Origin of the sequence: Pseudoxanthomonas suwonensis, from assembly GCF_000972865.1 — a bacterium.
GTDB classification, from domain to species: domain Bacteria; phylum Pseudomonadota; class Gammaproteobacteria; order Xanthomonadales; family Xanthomonadaceae; genus Pseudoxanthomonas; species Pseudoxanthomonas suwonensis_B.
Genome location: NZ_CP011144.1, coordinates 172,566 through 189,559, shown reverse-complemented (window position 1 = coordinate 189,559; position 16,994 = coordinate 172,566). Strand labels below are relative to the sequence as shown.

Below are 16,994 nucleotides of genomic sequence, written 5' to 3'. Positions count from 1 at the left end.
CGCCGCAGGCGAAGGGGAGGGCCGGGGAGGGGTGTTCCCCTGCTGACGCCACGCCAGCCCAGGCGACTCCCTCGTGGTTCCGACGCCCGTGTCGCCGACTGAAGTCAGCTCCTGCAGAAAAGCGGCCGCGCCACAGCTGTTGTAGGAGCCGGGTTCAGCCGGCGACGCGACGCCGTCGGCCCAGGCGGCTGAAATGGGGTCAGGTTCATTTTCCTAGGGAAAAAATGAACCTGACCCCTTTACGGGCTTGCCCGCGCCCCCTCGACGTCAGGCCGGGCGACGCCCTCGATATTCCGACCCCTTGTCGCAGCAAGCTGGACACCTACAAAAGCCGCGCTGCCGTGGGCAAAATGGGCGCTTCGCCTGCACCACACATCCGATGACGGACCTGCCCATCGCCGATCCCGCCGCCGACCTGCGCCGCCTGCGCTGGCGCTGCCGCCGCGGCATGCGCGAACTGGACCAGCTGTTCGAGCGCTGGCTCGCCCACGCCTATCCGACCGCGACCGACGCCGAACGCGGGGTTTTCCTACGCCTGCTGGACTGCGAGGACGATAGGCTCTGGCGCTGGTTCATGGGCTACGAGGCCTGCCCGGATGCCGAGCTTTCCGACCTCATCGCCCGCATCCGCGCCCTGCCGGCTTGAGTGGCGCCCCTCGTGCTGGCTGCTGGCCGCGCTCCTGCTCTTGACCCTGCTCGCGCCGCTGTCGGTGCTCGGCTCGGACCTGCCGCGCATCGCCGCCTGGCCGCTGGCCGCGGCGGCCGCGGCCTACGGGTTGTGGCAGCTCCGCCGCGAGGCGGGCAGGGCGCCGCGCCAGCTGGTGCTGGCGACCACCGCCGGCGGCATCGACACCCTCGACGGCCAACCGCTGCAGGCCTGCCGCATCGCCTGGCGCGGCCCGTTGGCCTTCGTCCACGCCATCGGCCACGACGGCCGCGGCCAACGCCTGGCCTGGTGGCCGGACACGCTGCCGCGGCCGCTGCGGCGTGAACTGCGGCTGGCCGCCGCCGCCCGCGCCGCTTCGCGCCGCGACCGGCCGATGGCACCATAGCCGCCATCGACCGCCGGGATGTGCCGGCAACGGACATCCAGCCGGCCCATGTTCAAACCCGTCCAAGTGGCCATCGGCCTGCGTTACCTGCGGGCCAAGCGCCGCAACGGCTTCATCTCCTTCATCTCGCTGGCCTCGATCCTCGGCATCGCCCTGGGCGTGACCGTGCTGATCACCACCATGGCGGTGATGAGCGGCTTCCAGAAGGAGATCCGCGACCGCCTGCTGCAGTTCGCCGCCCACGCCACCGTGGTCGCCGACGGCGTGCCGATGCAGGACTGGCGGCACGCGCTGGAGGTCGCCAAGCAGGATCCGCGGGTGGCCGGCGCGGCGCCGTTCATCGAGACCGAGGCGCTGCTGTCGGGCCCGCGCAAGCAGCCGGCGATGGTCCGCGGCATCGAGCCGGCGCTGGAGGACGAGGTCTCGGTGCTGTCGCAGAAGATGAAGCGCGGCGCGGCCGACACCCTCACCGACGGCAGCTACAACATCCTGCTCGGCCAGGAACTGGCGCTGTGGCTGGGCGTGGACGTGGGTGACCAGGTCACGGTGATGCTGCCCGAGTTCCAGGGCACGCCGATGGGCGCGATGCCGCGCTACAAGCGCTTCACCGTCAGCGGCGTGTTCGAGGCCGGCTACAACGAGATCGACCGCGGCCTGGCCGTGGTCCACATGGCCGACCTGCAGCGGGTGCTGCGCATGGACGGCGCCAGCGGCGTGCGCCTGATGCTGCACGACATGGACCGCGCCTACGAGGTCGCCCGCGACCTGGCCCTGCAGCTGCCCGGCTTCTACCGGGTCAGCGACTGGACCCGCGAGAACGCCAACCTCTACCACTCGCTGAAGATGGAAAAGACGGTGATGGGCATCCTGCTGTCGCTGATCATCCTGATGGGCGCCTTCACCCTGGTGAACTCGCAGGTGATGCTGGTCACCGACAAGCAGGCCGACATCGCCATCCTGCGCACCCTGGGCCTGACCCCGGGCGGAGTGATGCAGGTGTTCATGGTCCAGGGCACGCTGATCGGCATCATCGGCACGGTGTTGGGCTTCATCGGCGGCGTCACCCTGACCTGGAACCTGGAACGGATCCTCGACGGCATCGAGGCGCTGTTCAACATCACCCTGCTGCCGGAGGACGTGTACTACATCACCGGCCTGCCGACCGACATGCAGACCCCGGACGTGGTCACCACCCTGGTGATCGCGCTGGTGATGAGCTTCCTGGCCACCTTGTACCCGGCCTGGCGCGCCGCGCGTACCCAGCCGGCGGAGGCGCTGCGCTATGAGTGAGAACCACGCTTCCGCAGGAGCAGGCGCCATGCACGACGCCGCCGAGGCGCTGCGCGCCGAAGGCCTCGGCAAGACCTACGCCGAGGGCCGGCTGCAGACCCACGTGTTCGACGGCCTGGACCTGCGCGTGGCCACCGGCGAGACCGTGGCCATCGTCGGCGCGTCCGGCGTCGGCAAGAGCACCCTGTTGCACCTGCTCGGCGGGCTGGACACGCCGACCGCGGGCGAGGTGTACGTGGCCGGGCAGAAGATGTCGGCGCTGTCCGACGCCCAGCGCGGCCGCCTGCGAAACCGCGCGCTGGGCTTCGTTTACCAGTTCCACCACCTGCTGCCGGAGTTCACCGCGCTGGAGAACGTGATGATGCCGGTGCTGCTGGCCGGTGGCGAAACCGCCGAGGCCGCCCAGCGCGCCACCGCGCTGCTGGAGTCGGTGGGCCTGGCCCATCGCTTGGGCCACAAGCCCGGCGAACTTTCCGGCGGCGAGCGCCAGCGCGCCGCCGTGGCCCGCGCCCTGGTCAACCGCCCCGCGTGTGTGCTCGGCGACGAGCCCACCGGCAACCTCGACGAGAAGACCGCCGCGACCGTGTTCGAGCTGATGCTCGAGCTCAACCGCGCCCAGCGCACCAGCCTGGTCCTGGTCACCCACGACCGCCGTCTGGCCCGCCGCCTGGACCGCGTGCTGGAACTGCACGAAGGCAAGCTGCACGAACTGTCGCCGCAGGAACTGGCGGCGGGCTGACCCGTTTCCGCCACCCACAACTGCGGCGCCGGCTTCCTGTAGGAGCACAGCTTGCTGGCGACACGGGCGTCGGGATCACGAGGACGTCGCCTGTGCCGAGGGCATCGCGTCGCGGGCAAGCCAGGCTCCTACAACAGCTGCGGCGCCAGCCTTCTGTAGGAGCACAGCTTGCTGGCGACACAGGCGTCGGTACTACCGCTGCGTCGCCTGCGCCGACGCGGCCTGCTGCCAGCCGCCAGCCACATCAGGTGCCTACGCCGACCCGGCATCGCCATCGCCCGCCGGCCGGGCAACGGCAGGCGAGGGCGACGCCCACCCGGCCGCCGGCATGAACAGCCACAACGCCACGTAGGCGACGAAACCGACGCCGATGCCCAGGCTGGTGGCCAGGAACAGCGCCCGCCACAGCCACGCCGGCAGCGGCGTGTGCTCGCCCAACCCACCGCAGACTCCGGCCAACCAGGCATCCCGGCGCGACTTGCGCAGGCGTTGCAGGTTCCAGGTCATGGCCGTCATCCTTTCCGGCGCCGGGCCGGTGTTGCAGATGCGACCAGCTTGGCCTTGCGCGCCGATCGCCGCCGTCGGCCTGCGCCGCGGCCCGGTGTCGGAATAGTCCCCTGTCGCTGCGGCGTCTCCACCTAGCGCTCCGCATCGGCCACGAAGCGGCCTGCGCCGCCGGCCTGGAAGCGTCCGTCCTGTGTGGTGGTGAAGGCGAACCGGGCAATTACTTGAAATCACAAGCCCCCTTTATCCGGGCATGTGCCTTGCCCTCATCCGGTTCCGTTTCGGGTGGAAGGCGTGCTTCCCATCCTTGTTCGAGCAGGCTGCGCACCAGAACCGTATCTTCGGTGAGGCTCGTTTCGTTGGTCCCGGGGAAAGTCACGCCGGCAAGTTCGATATCGGACTGCCCCCGTGCGCGCCAGGGCAGCGCGTTCGGAAGGAACGACTGCAGCGCGTGCTCGAAATCGAAGGTATGTGCAGCTACATGGACGACCCAGGGAGCGGCGCCGTAGTGGATCCTCCCGGAACCATCCGGGAACATCATCAGCGTGCATCCGCCGGCTGGCAATGACAGGACCAGCCTTCTGTTGTCCTGGCCTCCACTTACCGGCAGCGTCGGCGACGAAACGAGAAGAATGGACAGGAAGGCGATTGTGGATACTTGCTTCATGGGGATGTCGCTCCGTGAAGTGGCGTCGGATTGAACGAGCTGCCGGAGGAGGCGGCAGGCTCGGCTACCCGTACCGGGCGAGCGGATGGTCCGCGGCTGGCGTCCTGCGTCGCCGACGGCTCAGCGAGCGTCGCCCACCCGCCGCCACACCTCCCGCTCCACCCGCCTGCCGTCCTCGTGCCGCTCCAGCGTCCAGGTATCGCCTTCCAGCGTGTAGCTGAAGCGGTAGCTGCCGTCGCCGTGCAGCGGATAGGACGCCATCGTCGGCGTTTCGACATAGCGCTCCGCATCGGCCACGAAGCTGCCCGAGCCGCCAGCCCAGAAGCGCCCGTCCTGGGTGCTGGTGAAGGCGAAATGGCCGTCGGCGATCACCTTCAGTCCCTGCAGCTTCAAGGCCGCGTAGTCGACCAGCTGGCCTTCGCCGTCGACGAACTCGCCGGCCTCCAGCCGCCAGGCCCCGTCGAGCGTGGACGAAGCGACCGCCGGCAGGCAGGCGAGGGTAGCGACCAGCAGCAGCGACAGGCGCGAGGCGCGGAGCAGGGGAGTCATGCAGTTTCCGTCGGGACCGGGGAATGGCGAGTGTATCCGCCGGCCTCGACGCCGACGGTGCAGCCGGTCACGCCTCGCCGGGCGTGGCCGCGCGCGGCCGGTCGACATGGCCCAGGTCGCGTCCCGGCGCGATGCGGTCGCGCACCCGCTGCTTCAGCACCGCGATCTCCGGGAAACCGCCGTCGTCGGCGCGCGACCAGATCCGTTCGCCGTCCACGCGGATCTCGAACACGCCGCCGCTGCCGGGCTGCAGCACCAGCTCATCCAGTTCGCCGTCAAAGGTGGCGAGCAGTTCCTGGGCCATCCAGGTGGCGCGCAGCAGCCAGCGGCACTGCGTGCAGTAGTGGATCTCGACGCGATGCGGCATGGAGTGTCCCGGTCCGGTCGGCTGCCCAGGCCGGCACTGTAGCGGAACCCGCGCCGGGTCGGAGGCGAGCGGGCCAAGGCCGGGCGCAAGCCGGCCGCACACGCAACGCCAGCCGGCGATCGCCGGAACCGCTCACGCCGCCGCCACGCACTTGCGGACGGTGTCCCAGGTGCGGGTGGTGACGTTCTTGCCGAAGGTCTTCTCGATCAGAGCCATGAAGACCGGACCGTCCGCGCTGGGCACGTAGGCGGTGAACACGTCCTCGCCCGTCACCGCCAGGATCCGTGCCCCGTCCTGCTCGATGGGCAAGGGCGGCTGCTCCCGGCAGGGCTTGCCCAGGAAGGTCACCACCCGCTTCGCCTGCGGCGGGATCCGGAAGCCCGCGTACGGATCGGACTCGACCAGTGCCCGCAGATGCCCGGCGCTGCGCACGATGACCGGGAAGCTGCGTGGCAAGTGCCGGGCCATCGCCGATTCGATGGTGCCGGCCAGGCCGGACTCCGGCGCCGCCGCCGCGGTGAAGACCACGTTGCCGCTGGACAGCACCGTCCTGACCCCGGTGAAGCCGGCCTTCTCGAAGCACGCCTTGAGCTCGGCCATCCTGGCATTCATCGGGCTGACGCCGCGGAGGAAGGCAACGTAGCGGGACATGTCGCTCCCCGACGGTTGGATCCTGGACTAGGGGGTCATCCGCCTGCGGCCCTGTGCGCGCCACGAGACGCGACCCGATGCGCCAGCCATGCCGCCGGCAGGTACGCGAGCACCAGGTCCAGCACGCTGAACCACAGCGGCGCCGGCAGCATGAACACGCTGGCGATCCCGCCGAGCAGGAACGCGCAGCCCACCACGTACGCTGGCCCCGCCGTCCTGCCCGGGGTCAGCAGCGTCGCGACCAGCGCGCCGGCGAACGTGCCGAGGCTGTGCGCCAGGAACGGGAACAGGAAGTGGCGGGGCTCGAACAGGTGCAGCGAGGCCCTCAGGCCCTCGGTGGTGGTCACGTCCGCGCCAGGCGGCGGCGGGATCACATGGCCGCTGGCCATGATCAGTCCCATGTTGACCAGGCTGCCGACGACCAGGCCGACGGCCACGGCCAGGATCAGGCGGAGAATTCGCATGCGTGCCTCCGATGGTGGGCGCCGATGGCCGAGTCTAGCGAAGCTGGCCGGGTCCGGCGAACGGCGCCGGTCCCGCTAGCGCAGCTCCTTGCGGATCACCAGCTTGAGGCCGGACCAGACGTCGCTGACCGCGCACACCTTGACGTCCACGAAGCCCAGCGGCAGGCAGGCCTCGCGGATGACGTCCTCGCTGACGTCCGTCGGAACCTTCGACGCCTTCTTCGGCCAGGAAACCCAGACCGCGGCGTCGGCCCTGACGGCCTTGCGCAGGGACACCAGTTCCCGTTCCAGCACCGACCTGTCCACCACGAAGACATGCACCAGGTCCGTCGCTTCCGTCACCCGCCGGCCGAAGGAAACGTCCGGCGGAAGCGGCGCGACCCACTGCGCGTATTCGTCGGGCGCGTGCCGGGCCACGAGCCTGGAGCCGGCGGTGATGCCGAGTTTCCTGGCAAGCGGGGTGCCCGAGTAGCCGGTGGGATTCGTCATGGCTGCAACGCTCGATTGCGCCGATCCCGTCCATCCTGGCATCCGCGCGCGACGCGATGGCGGGCGAGGGCGGTGGGCATCGGCCGCCGAAGTTGGTCTTGCTCAACTAGCTAATGGCCCACTGGGCGGCGATCCTGCCCACCTCGGCGAGAACGGCTTCATGCCTGGCCTCAGTCTGTTCAGTATATTCGCCGCTATCGAAGTAGGTAGCGATGATGATCGGGCTCCGGCTTGGCGGGAAAGTGATCGCGATATCGTTGCATTTGTTGGTTGTTCCCTCCGTGCGTCCGGTTCCGGTCTTGTTCCCGGAACGCCACTCAGCGGGGAGACCAGCACGCAGCCGATTGAAGCCAGTTTTCGTGTTTTGCATCCAGTGCAGAAGGCGTTCCCTTGAGCCACGCTGCAAAATGTCGCCGGTCGTAATCCGACGAACGAGCTGTGCCATCGCCAAGGGCGATGTGGTATCGCGAAGATCAGCGGAAAGCACCAATCCCAGATCCGGTTCATAGCGGTCAAGCCGGGTCACAATGTCGCCCATCTCGCGGATCTTGGCCGTGACGGCGGCCGGACCGCCAAGGCGTCTGACCAGAAGATTGGCCGCAGCACCATCGCTCATCTCCTGGGCCGCCTGCGCCAGTTCGGCAATGCTCAAGCCGCCTTTGGCAAGATTCTTGCGCGTCACAGGTGCCCAAGGTAAGAGATCGGCTTCTGTATAGACCAGGACCTCATCAAGATTAATTCGCCCCTGATCTGCTTCGCGCAGGTAGGCGGAGACGAGTGCCAGTTTGAACGTCGAGCACAGTGCGAAGTATTCCTCGATGCGGTTGCCACTGGCTTCGCCGGTGGCAGTGTCTAGGAAACAAACGCCCAGACGTGCAGGGCCCACTTCGAGCGTCCGAAGCTGCTCGGCGGCGTCAAAGCGGCGAGCAGCAGGTTTTGCGGCGGCAGGCATGGCTAGAAGTGCGCCTGCTGCCATGGAGGTAGTCAGGAAATCGCGCCTTGTGAACATTCAGTTGATCCTATTGCTGAGCAGCCGAGAGTGCTTCATGTGAGGTCCAGCGCCTGAATCAAGCCGACCCGCGAAGCGCGTTCGGTTTGAATGGAATGGTCAGCCCCCACCTACGGCTGTGCAGAGGTAACGCTTTCAATCCAGTCTTTGTAATGGCTCAGGCGGACATTGCAACTGATCTGGCCATATCGGCCGGGCGTCCTGATAGTGCTTTGAGGGTCTGCCCATGAAGTCAGTCCGGCCAACAACCAATCCCTCTCAGCCTGGACGAGGATTGGCCCACCGCTGTCACCACTCCCTGAACCACCCTCCAGGGGCAGGGCTTCCGATGGCTTGTCGAACATGTAGCAGAGCCAGCGGCCGTGGGCGCTGGTGACTTTGTTGTACGCACGGCGAAGCTCGGTGCGGTGGGAATCACCGAATTCGTAGCCAGTGACTCCGTTGCCCGTAGCGCCTTTTCCCATGATCTTGATGATTTGTCCGAACTCCTCATCGCTCTTGTTGATTGCCACAGGAGAGACGTCAGTAACGGGCTGCGCCAGTCTTACAAGCGCGATGTCATCCGAGGAGGAGAGCAGCGCCCTGAAAAGCGTCCAATCCCAAGTGGCCAGCGCCTGGTCAAGGAGTTCGTGCGGGGGCTTTTTGTATCCGGGGTGGATCACGATGTGGTCAACGTCTCTCGGTACCCCGTTAATGCTTGCCTGTTTGATTTCAGATTGCCATGTGATGGCATGCGCAGCGGTAACAACCCACTGCGAAGCAATCAATACACCGTGCCCCTCGCCAGGCATGTCAACTAAAGCAGGAAACTCAGACGCCGGAGCCCGATATCTTGAGTCATCAACGTCATCTCGAATCACGATCGCGCTTGCATTGAAGGACATGGAAAGCAGTGCGAGCAACAAGAGTCGGGGCATATGCGATTCCTTCGGAAGTATCTCAACGGGACTAACGTAGAGCTGAGCCGCGCGCGGAGTAAGGCAGTCCTGGCCGCGCGGAGCAACCACAAGCGTAGCGCGGCCGGCAGTGGCGTCGTGGCGCGTCGGCTTGATCGTCGGGTTAGGTGTCACCGCGACGACTCTTCCGCCAATAGCTCCGAAACAGTCACGAATTGAAAACCCTGTAGTTGAAGCCCTTCAATGATTCCAGGAACTGCTTCCAGAGACGCGCGACGACTGTTGTACATGACGTGCAGCAAGATTATATCCCCGGGTTTCGAGTTATCAATTACATGCTTCGTGATGGTGTTGCTTGACGATGCAATTTGACTGCCTGAATCGGGTTCGAGGCTCCACATCACGGTTCGACGGCCCGTTTTTTTCAGAAAATATGGCAAGGAAATAGCCTTGATTCCATGCGGGGGGCGAAAGTGGATGTCGCCAAGCTGTCCGGCCGCCCGAATCAGTTCATCTGTTCTCTCGACCTCCGATGCGACTTTCGCTTGACTGATGAACACCATTCTCGGGTGTGAGTAGGAGTGGTTGCCTAGCTCATGCCCGGCTGCCACCAGGGCTGCCGCTGCTTCTGGATAACGCTCAAGTTCGGCGCCAGTGACAAAGAATGTCGCTTTGACTCCATGCTCATGCAGCACCGGGAGTAGCTTGGATACTGCTTCAGGCGCAGGCCCGTCATCGAACGTGAGGGCAACAAGGCGGCTCTCCGTATGTACTTCGGAGATCAGTTCTCCAAACGTCTGGTACGTCCGTGACTTGGCGATCTGCCACCCTGTGACAGCCAAGCCGACTGTGACCGCTGCAAGTAAAGCGAAGAATCTGACAGTACGCATAAGAAGGTGACCAGCGCGGATGTGTGTTCTGGGTGGGCGAGTGACCAGCGAACTTGCTTGTGACGCCTGACGTTCGAGCCAAGCCGCGTCCGGAGGCGGACGCGGCTTGGGCGCGGAAGGATAATATGCAGCGACCGCCTAAAGCGGCCAGACGGTGGCTGCCTTAAGGCGTCGGCGCTTGAGCGAGAGGTGCTTGAGCGAGGGGTTAGGCCGCACCGAACCGGCGCCTACTTGACGTCTTCCCATTTGCCACCGAACTGTACGCACAGATTTCGGACGACTTCCAACTCCTCCTGGTTCTTGCCAAGGCCGTAATAGAAGACATTGGCCGCCCCACCTGCGGCGGGTGGCTTCAGGCCCATGCATCGAAAGTCAACCGGTTCAACCCGGACGCTGCCCTTGCTGAGGACTTTGGCTGTCGCCGGACAAGAGGCAGCAGTTCGGGGTTCATCGCTCTGAACGCGTGACCTGCAGACTCGATCGATGTTTGGGATCGAAACGTTCTGGGTGCAGTTCGTTCGTATGAGCCACTCGCCATCTCGTTCCCACTCGGACCAGCAGGCCTGAGCCAGAACGTTGCCAGTGAAGGGCAGGATTGCCAGGCACAGTAGAAAATTCTTCATGTTCGTCGAGGTTCAGATGTGAAAGTGCGGTCTAACGCCTGAACTAAGCCACGCAGCGAAGCGGCTTCGGCTTGAATGAATTCTTAGGCCGTGGCGGCCTATCAGGATTCAATCTGGCATCTGTCGTATGAGCTTGTACAGCTTCTGTATGTCCGCTGGATGTCCCTGCTTCTTGAGTCCGCTGAATACTAGGAATCCAAGAATTGAGTTCCCTGTGTCTCGGCGAGTCACTAGTGTCAGGTCGTGATCCCGATCCACTAGCATGTATTGGCCACCCCAGCCATCAGCCATCACGGCATTGAGCCCGGAGTTCAACCACCATGAATAACCGAACCCGTCGTAGAAGGGGCCTTCGGTAGCTGAGTAGGCCGTCGTGCTTCTATCAATCCATTCGGCCGAAACGATCCTGGTCTGGTTCCACATGCCGTCTTGCGCTACCAGTGCCCCAAGCCGAGCAAGGTCGCGTGCGCTCATATGGATTCGATACGTTCTGTAGTCAGAGTCGGACCCCTTTCGATCATAAAGAACGTGCTCGCGGCTGAAATCCTGCATTCCCAGGGGCACAGCAAGCCAAGCGTCCAAGGCTTCTCCGATGGAAAGGCCGGTCTTCTGCTCGAAGATTGCACCTAGAACATTGAAGTCCCAGTTGTTATAGAAATAGTGTTCCCCCGGGGAAAACTGGCCACGGCCAGGGCGGCCTTCTTTAATCTCAACCGTCTCCGCACCAGACTGAAGGTAAATTCCTGACCGGGATTGCAGAAGATGTTCAACCGTGGCTTGCTTCTCTACATCTCTCAATGGAGTTCGACTTTCATTGATGCCGAGCTCTCCAAGTGTTTCGTTTAAATCGATCAACCCGCGGTCGGATGCTATGCCGAACAGCAAGCTAACGACGCTCTTCCGAGCGGAGGCCAAGTTCATGGGGATGTCGACATCCCCGTATTCCATCAGAATCTTGTCTCCACGCAACGCAACGAATGCATCGATTGGGTTTGCCTCGGCCTCTATGTATCTCCGGACATTCTCAGCCTCTTCTGGCGGTAGCGGAGACTCCACCAGAGGGACGGGATTGGTAGCGGCTGCGTCTCGATCGATGAAGGGGCGAAGCCCAACCACAAGCAGTATCGCGATGGTTGCGATCAGTACAAAGCCTAGAATCTTCACGATGCGTCGCACTGATGTGTACCCCATTTGAGTTCCATGAGTTTGACGGGATGGTTCTTCCACGGCCTAGCGCCTGAATTAAGCCGACCCGCGAAGCGGGCCCGGCTTGAGTGAATTGTTAGGTTGCTGCATGAACTGCCCAATACCCGAGCAGCCATACTCCAGCAGCGACCTGGGTGACGAGAACATAGCGCATGACGCGCCTAGATGCTCCGTGTTGAGTGCGAGACGCCAGAAAGCCTAAGAGCAAGGCGAGGGCATATGCTCCAGACCAGGCGAGCCAAGCAATTCCAATGCCGGTACAACCAAACCCCTCGCAGTACGTGTGCCAGAGTTTGACGCCGAAGAAGGCCAAAACAATCCAGCCGCAGATATATGCAATAGCTAAGGCGGCAAAAGACGCTCTTTTAACTGGCGAATGTGCATTCATGCTGGTGTTCGGCCTAACGCTTGAATTAAGCCGATCTGCGAAGCAGGTTCGGCTTGAACGAATTGTTAGACCGCGCGCCGGACTGTGTAGGACACCGGTACCGCACGATCTCCTTGCCAGGAATGGTTGTACTGTCCGTCAGCTTGGTCCCATCGGAAGACAATTCGAATTTTGCCGTAGCAAGCCAAGTCTCCCCCTCACCGGAGAGCTCCGAGATCAGCGCGATCTCATAGCCACCGCGAAGAACAACCGACTTAATTGGGCCGTCGCTCTCCCAATAGGAGATGTGATGAGGGTCTATGCGGAGGGTTAGGTCGTCAGCGTCGGAGTCGCAGGAGATAGGGCTGCCGGCCCAGCTGCCGACAAACCGGTCTGGAATCGTTACCCCATGATCGGCCGCGAGGGCGGTTATTGGGAGCAGCAATAAAGCTGCGAGGACTGTGGCCTTCATTGCTCTCCCTTAGCGGTCTAACGCCTGAATTGAGCCGCGCCGCGAAGCGGCGTCGGCTTGAATGAATTGTTAGGCGCCGCAGGTTAACAAGGTAAGTGCAACACCTGCGCCGCCCATGGATGGAGAGGTGAGCTGGCAGACTGGAGGGGATCACTCGGCCAAGAGACGATCCCTCATGTACAGCCAGCTCACCGAGCCGGAACGATACACCTTGGGCGTCCTGAATCGACAGGGCCTGTCACGGCGCTCGATCGCCCGGATCCTGGGAAGGAGCCCCAGCACAATCAGTCGCGAGATTCGCCGCAATGCCTGTCACGCCACCGATGGTGCCTACCGGCCCAGCAAGGCCCAGGAGCGCACCAATGGCCGCCGCCGACGGTCGCGTCGCGTGCGCCACCATGGCGAGGCCGTCTACGAAGCCATCGAGTACCTGCTCCAGCACGAGCAGTGGAGTCCCGAGCAGATCGCCCACTGGCTCGTGCTCAATGACGTGGCCCGGATCAGCCACATGACTATCTATCGGCACGTATGCCAGGACACCCGGTGCGGAGGCGTGCTGCGATCGTCCCTGCGCCAGGGAGGCAAACGACGTCGCAAACGTGCCATCGGGCCCGAGAAGCGCGGGCGGCTGCAGGGTAAGCCCATGATCGACACCCGACCAGAAGTGGTCGAGACCAGACTTGAACCCGGCCACTGGGAAGGCGACACCGTCATCGGCACCGTCGACGAACGCGACTGCCTGCTCACGCTGGTGGAGCGCAGTTCCGGAATAGCCCTGGTCGCCAAGCTCCCTCATCGCACCGTCACTGCCGTGAACCGCGCCACGCTGAAACTCATCCGCGACAGCGGCATGCCTTTCAAGACCATTACCTGGGACAACGGCACCGAGTTCCATGGCTACAAAGCACTGGAAGACGCCACCGGAGTACGCTGCTACTTCGCCTACCCGCACCGCCCATGGCAGCGTGGCAGTAACGAGAACTTCAATGGTTTGCTTCGGCAGTACTTCCCAAAACGACGCAGCCTCGCACGACTACGGCAACACCACTGCGACCTCATCGCTCACAAGCTCAATTCCCGACCGAGGAAGCGCCATGGCTACAAAACGCCCATCGAACGAATCAAAGAGCTATGCGGGTCGTTGCACTTCGAGTGTTAATTCACCGACCGACTCCTCCGTAGCAAATGCACCGCCATTCTTGGCAATGGCCTCATCCGTTTGTCCGCCCCCGCCGCTGCATACATGCGCACATCCACCCCCAATGTTTGACAGTCCGCCTTTAGCCTCACATTGGATCTGGCAGCGGTCAGATGTGGCACACCGCTTTGCCAGCACACGCAGTTCACAAGCTCTCTGAGGAGAGAGTTGACTGCCTTCAATCCATGAAACGTCGCACTCACTTGCCGCGGTGCCAGACTCGCCAGTGGCGCAGCCAGCAAGTAAGGAGGCAATCAACACAATGCAGAACCTGTTGAGTCTCATAGCGGCCTAACGATTGAGTTAAGCCGACTTGCGAAGCAAGTTCGGCTTGAACGGATTGTTAGACCGCGCTCCGGACTGTGTTGGGCACCGGTACCGCACAATCTCCTCACCAGGAATGGTTGTGCTGTCCGTTAGCCTGGCCCCATCCGAAGATAATTCGAACTTTGCCGTAGCAAGCCAAGTCTCGCCCTCGCCGGAGAGTTCCGAAATCAACGCGATCTCGTTGCTACCGCGAAGAACAACCGATTTGATTGGACCACCGCTCTCCCAATAGGAGATGTGATGAGGGTCTATACGGAGGACTAGATCGTCAGCGTCGGAGCCGCAGGAGGTAGGGCTGCCGGCCCAGCTGCCGATGAACTGGGCTGGAATCGTTGTCCCATGATCGGTCGCGAGAGCGGTGATTGGGAGCAGCAATGCGACTGCGAGGACTGTGGAGTTCATTGCTCTCCCTTAGCGGTCTAACGCTTGAATTAAGCCGACCTGCGAAGCAGGTTCGGCTTGAATGAGTTGTTAGGCGGTAGTGCCCAGCGAGCCCCCAAGGCCTGGCCCCGTGCTCCCCAGCACCGCCGCCGCTGGGCGAGCATGCCATAAGCACTGGCAATGTGGCTTGCCCGAGATGCCATGAGGTAGGCGGCCGCCGAAGAAGTGGGACGGTGATCGCAGGCGGGCAATGAAGCGACCTGGCGGAGCGGTGTACGGGCAGGTGGCGAGGACGGTAAGGACTACGAACCGGAGCCGATGCGGGACGCCGCGATGACCTGGCCGAAGGAAGAAGCGGCGAGGCGCCTTCCGCACTACCGTATAACGCTTGAATTAAGCCGCGCCACGAAGTGGCGTCGGCTTGAATGAATGGTTATGCGGTGGTGCCCGGCGAGGCTGGCCGATTAGGCCTGTGCTCCCCAGCACCGCCACTGCCAGCCGAGCATGCCACAAGTGGCGGCGACAGGGCTTGCCCGACCTAGGCATCAGCTGGGCGGCGGCCGAAGAAGCGTGACAGTGGGCGCAACTGGGCAATGAAGTTGCCGAACGGAGCGATGTGCGGGCCGGTGACGGGGCGCTGAGGACTGCTAAACGGAGCCGATGCGGGACGCCGCAATGACCTGGCCCGAAGGAGGATGCGCGAGGACAGCCATGCACCACCGGATAACGCCTGAATTAAGCCGTGCCGCGAAGCGGCATCGGCTTGAATGAATTGTTAGGCAGCTCTCGACTCACCACCAGAACCAGAGTCTAGAGCTACCGTTGCCAACAGAGCCAATAGAGTAGTCACCACGTCCGCGAGGAATACCAGAGATGCCCTCCCGAAGTGGTGCTAGCCAGTCCGAGCCTATTGTAAGAACTGCCGGCTCCAAGTCAGGCGGGAACGACCACTCTGCCGGGTCGCTGGAGAAGGTTGCCCGAAGCTTGCTAGGGGAGCGCCAAGCAGCTAAGCCGCCCTTGTTGTTTGGGACGCCTAGTTGAGCCTTGGAGGGCGGCTTGATCTCGACAGCTCGAAATGCAGGGATGCCATCAACGGCTAAAGCATCAAGCAGGGCAATGAGCGACTCGCAGCCAGCCGCATCAGCCGTGAGGTGCCAGCCCGGATAGTTGCGCTCGTTCTCCGTGTAGTGCCAGAGCGAGACATTGCCGGTTTGCTTCCATGAGTGAGCGCGATGCATCAGAGCTGCCTAACGCTTGAGTTAAGCCGACTTGCGAAGCAAGTTCGGCTTGAACGAATTGTTAGACCCAACCGCAGACACTGCTGCAAGCAGTGCCGTGATGATGGCTAGCCAGAATCCACCTTTGACCTCTCCCCAGAGCTGGATGCTTGCGAAGTACAAGAAAGCGCAGAACGCAGCTGAAGCAGCAAACCCTAACCATGGACGACGATAAATCATGATGAACGTAATGACACCAATGACGCAGAGAGTGGCCCACAGTACTTTGGCCCACAGCGGAATGCCCCACATGGCTATAAATTCAGGGGTCGCTGGAAAGAAATTGAAGAACAGATCGAGCGTAATTAAGAGATGTCCGGCGATAAGCAGCGCCATGCTCGTTGCTGCAATTCCAGTCGTTAGTGTTATCAGCGGTGACTTGCTACGCATGCTTCTTCCTTCCGCCTAACTCTAAGTAGACCCCGTTTCCGGGGGTATGTAGCGGATGTTCATCCGGTGCTGGCGGGGTCGTCAAGGAGAAATCCTACCTTCGATCAGTGCCTTGCCTGATCGGCCTTGGCCAGAGGATGGTGCCAGGCTGATCTGGAAATGCTTCAAGGACGAAGCGCTATGTCTTATCCGCCCGGAAACGGGGAAATATCCAACGCAGGCCGAGGGTCCAGGCCTGGGTTGTTCGAGGAAGTCCGGCGCCGGCTTCGCCTGAAGCACTACAGCCTGCGTACGGAGAAGGCTTACCTGGGATGGGTCCGCCGGTTCGTGGCGGCCAACGGGCGCCGGCATCCGCGCGAGCTCGGCGTGGTGGAGGTGGAGCATTTCCTGTCCGGGTTGGCCATGCTGGGGCAGGTGGCATCGAGCACCCAGAACCAGGCGTTGTCGGCGCTGCTGTTCCTGTACCGGGAGGTTCTGGGGACGGAGCTGCCGTGGCTGGAGAACGTGGTGCGCGCCAAGCGGCCGCAGCGGTTGCCCACGGTCCTGTCGGCGCCGGAGGTAGCGCGTCTGCTGGCGCACATGCAGGGGCGCACCTGGTTGCTGGCCAGCCTGCTGTATGGCACCGGCATGCGCCTGATGGAGGGGCTGCGCCTGCGGGTGAAGGACGTGGACTTCATGCGGCAGGAGATCCTGGTGCGCGACGGCAAGGGAGGCAAGGACCGGCGCACGGTGTTGCCGCGCTCCTTGGCCGAGCCGCTGCAACGTGAGCTGGAGCGCGTACGCCTGCTCCACGAGCAGGACCTGTCCGCCGGCGCAGGCAGGGTCTGGTTGCCGCACGCGCTGGCCAGGAAATACCCGCAGGCCGCCAGTGACCTGGGCTGGCAGTACCTGTTCCCGGCCGACCGGCGTTCGCGCGATCCGCGTACCGGGGCGCAGGGACGCCATCACATCGACGATGCGGTCCTGGCGCGTGCGCTCAAGCGCGCCCGTGCCCATGCGGGGATCGCCAAGCCGGTCAGCGCCCACACCCTGCGCCATTCCTTCGCCACCCACCTGCTGGAGGCCGGCTACGACATCCGCACCGTGCAGGAACTGCTCGGGCACAAGGACCTGTCGACCACGCAGATCTACACGCACGTGCTGGGCCGTGGCGCTTCGGCGGTGCGCAGTCCGCTGGATCTCTAGG

At 63.4% G+C, this 16,994-nt stretch carries 18 protein-coding genes; 6 read left to right on the top strand and 12 right to left on the bottom strand.

Annotated features, from left to right (window positions below):
- Positions 1–379 precede the first annotated feature (379 nt).
- Genes WQ53_RS00790 through lolD form a run of 4 tightly spaced genes read left to right on the top strand, consistent with a single transcriptional unit; the run spans position 380 to position 3,081 of the window.
- Positions 380–646: a succinate dehydrogenase assembly factor 2 gene (locus tag WQ53_RS00790; protein ID WP_052629562.1), complete on the top strand. Its 267-nt coding sequence runs from the start codon at positions 380–382 to the stop codon at positions 644–646.
- A gap of 40 nt (positions 647–686) precedes the next feature.
- Positions 687–1,052 carry a hypothetical protein gene (locus WQ53_RS00785; RefSeq protein WP_236685880.1) on the top strand — a complete coding sequence of 122 codons (366 nt, stop codon included), beginning with the start codon at positions 687–689 and terminating at the stop codon, positions 1,050–1,052.
- A gap of 48 nt (positions 1,053–1,100) precedes the next feature.
- The gene (locus tag WQ53_RS00780; protein WP_052629560.1) at positions 1,101–2,342 is read left to right on the top strand and encodes a lipoprotein-releasing ABC transporter permease subunit; all 1,242 of its coding nucleotides are present in this window, start codon (positions 1,101–1,103) and stop codon (positions 2,340–2,342) included.
- Positions 2,343–2,370: 28 nt separating this feature from the next.
- Positions 2,371–3,081, top strand: coding sequence for a lipoprotein-releasing ABC transporter ATP-binding protein LolD (gene lolD / locus WQ53_RS00775; protein WP_144409179.1), 711 nt, complete (start codon positions 2,371–2,373; stop codon positions 3,079–3,081).
- Positions 3,082–3,333: 252 nt separating this feature from the next.
- Here the strand turns inward: lolD and WQ53_RS00770 are convergent, their stop codons facing one another.
- The 11 genes from WQ53_RS00770 to WQ53_RS16120 all read right to left on the bottom strand — a co-directional run bounded on the left by WQ53_RS00770 (position 3,334) and on the right by WQ53_RS16120 (position 11,354).
- Entirely contained in the window at positions 3,334–3,588 is a 255-nt protein-coding gene (locus WQ53_RS00770) for a PspC domain-containing protein (RefSeq protein WP_052629558.1), read from the bottom strand.
- 217 nt (positions 3,589–3,805) lie between these two features.
- On the bottom strand, positions 3,806–4,252 hold the full coding sequence (locus WQ53_RS16515) for a hypothetical protein (RefSeq protein WP_144409178.1): 447 nt from the start codon (positions 4,250–4,252) through the stop codon (positions 3,806–3,808).
- Between the two features lie 120 nt (positions 4,253–4,372).
- Positions 4,373–4,801, bottom strand: coding sequence for a hypothetical protein (locus tag WQ53_RS00765; protein ID WP_052629557.1), 429 nt, complete (start codon positions 4,799–4,801; stop codon positions 4,373–4,375).
- A gap of 67 nt (positions 4,802–4,868) precedes the next feature.
- A complete protein-coding gene (locus WQ53_RS00760) occupies positions 4,869–5,168 on the bottom strand; it encodes a SelT/SelW/SelH family protein (RefSeq protein ID WP_052629556.1) in 300 nt (99 codons plus the stop codon).
- A gap of 132 nt (positions 5,169–5,300) precedes the next feature.
- Positions 5,301–5,819: a DUF1697 domain-containing protein gene (locus tag WQ53_RS00755; RefSeq protein WP_052629555.1), complete on the bottom strand. Its 519-nt coding sequence runs from the start codon at positions 5,817–5,819 to the stop codon at positions 5,301–5,303.
- A 35-nt stretch (positions 5,820–5,854) separates the two neighbouring features.
- Positions 5,855–6,283, bottom strand: a complete 429-nt coding sequence (locus tag WQ53_RS00750; RefSeq protein ID WP_052629554.1) for a hypothetical protein — start codon at positions 6,281–6,283, stop codon at positions 5,855–5,857.
- 75 nt (positions 6,284–6,358) lie between these two features.
- Positions 6,359–6,772 carry a DUF3052 family protein gene (locus WQ53_RS00745; protein WP_052629553.1) on the bottom strand — a complete coding sequence of 138 codons (414 nt, stop codon included), beginning with the start codon at positions 6,770–6,772 and terminating at the stop codon, positions 6,359–6,361.
- A gap of 106 nt (positions 6,773–6,878) precedes the next feature.
- Positions 6,879–7,781: a class A beta-lactamase gene (bla, locus tag WQ53_RS00740; protein WP_052629552.1), complete on the bottom strand. Its 903-nt coding sequence runs from the start codon at positions 7,779–7,781 to the stop codon at positions 6,879–6,881.
- 110 nt (positions 7,782–7,891) lie between these two features.
- On the bottom strand, positions 7,892–8,698 hold the full coding sequence (locus tag WQ53_RS00735) for a trypsin-like serine protease (protein WP_052629551.1): 807 nt from the start codon (positions 8,696–8,698) through the stop codon (positions 7,892–7,894).
- 149 nt (positions 8,699–8,847) lie between these two features.
- The gene (locus WQ53_RS00730; RefSeq protein WP_052629550.1) at positions 8,848–9,567 is read right to left on the bottom strand and encodes a polysaccharide deacetylase family protein; all 720 of its coding nucleotides are present in this window, start codon (positions 9,565–9,567) and stop codon (positions 8,848–8,850) included.
- A gap of 731 nt (positions 9,568–10,298) precedes the next feature.
- Complete coding sequence (locus tag WQ53_RS16120) at positions 10,299–11,354, bottom strand: serine hydrolase domain-containing protein (RefSeq protein ID WP_158497800.1); 1,056 nt, start codon at positions 11,352–11,354, stop codon at positions 10,299–10,301.
- A gap of 1,056 nt (positions 11,355–12,410) precedes the next feature.
- Here WQ53_RS16120 and WQ53_RS00725 point away from each other — a divergent pair.
- A complete protein-coding gene (locus WQ53_RS00725; protein WP_201774020.1) occupies positions 12,411–13,394 on the top strand; it encodes an IS30 family transposase in 984 nt (327 codons plus the stop codon).
- A gap of 2,006 nt (positions 13,395–15,400) precedes the next feature.
- On the opposite strand, the gene WQ53_RS16510 is transcribed toward WQ53_RS00725, so the two are convergent.
- Positions 15,401–15,754 carry a hypothetical protein gene (locus WQ53_RS16510; protein ID WP_144409176.1) on the bottom strand — a complete coding sequence of 118 codons (354 nt, stop codon included), beginning with the start codon at positions 15,752–15,754 and terminating at the stop codon, positions 15,401–15,403.
- Between the two features lie 234 nt (positions 15,755–15,988).
- On the opposite strand from WQ53_RS16510, the gene WQ53_RS00720 reads away from it, so the two are divergent.
- Positions 15,989–16,993: an integron integrase gene (locus WQ53_RS00720; RefSeq protein WP_052629548.1), complete on the top strand. Its 1,005-nt coding sequence runs from the start codon at positions 15,989–15,991 to the stop codon at positions 16,991–16,993.
- Position 16,994 lies beyond the last annotated feature (1 nt).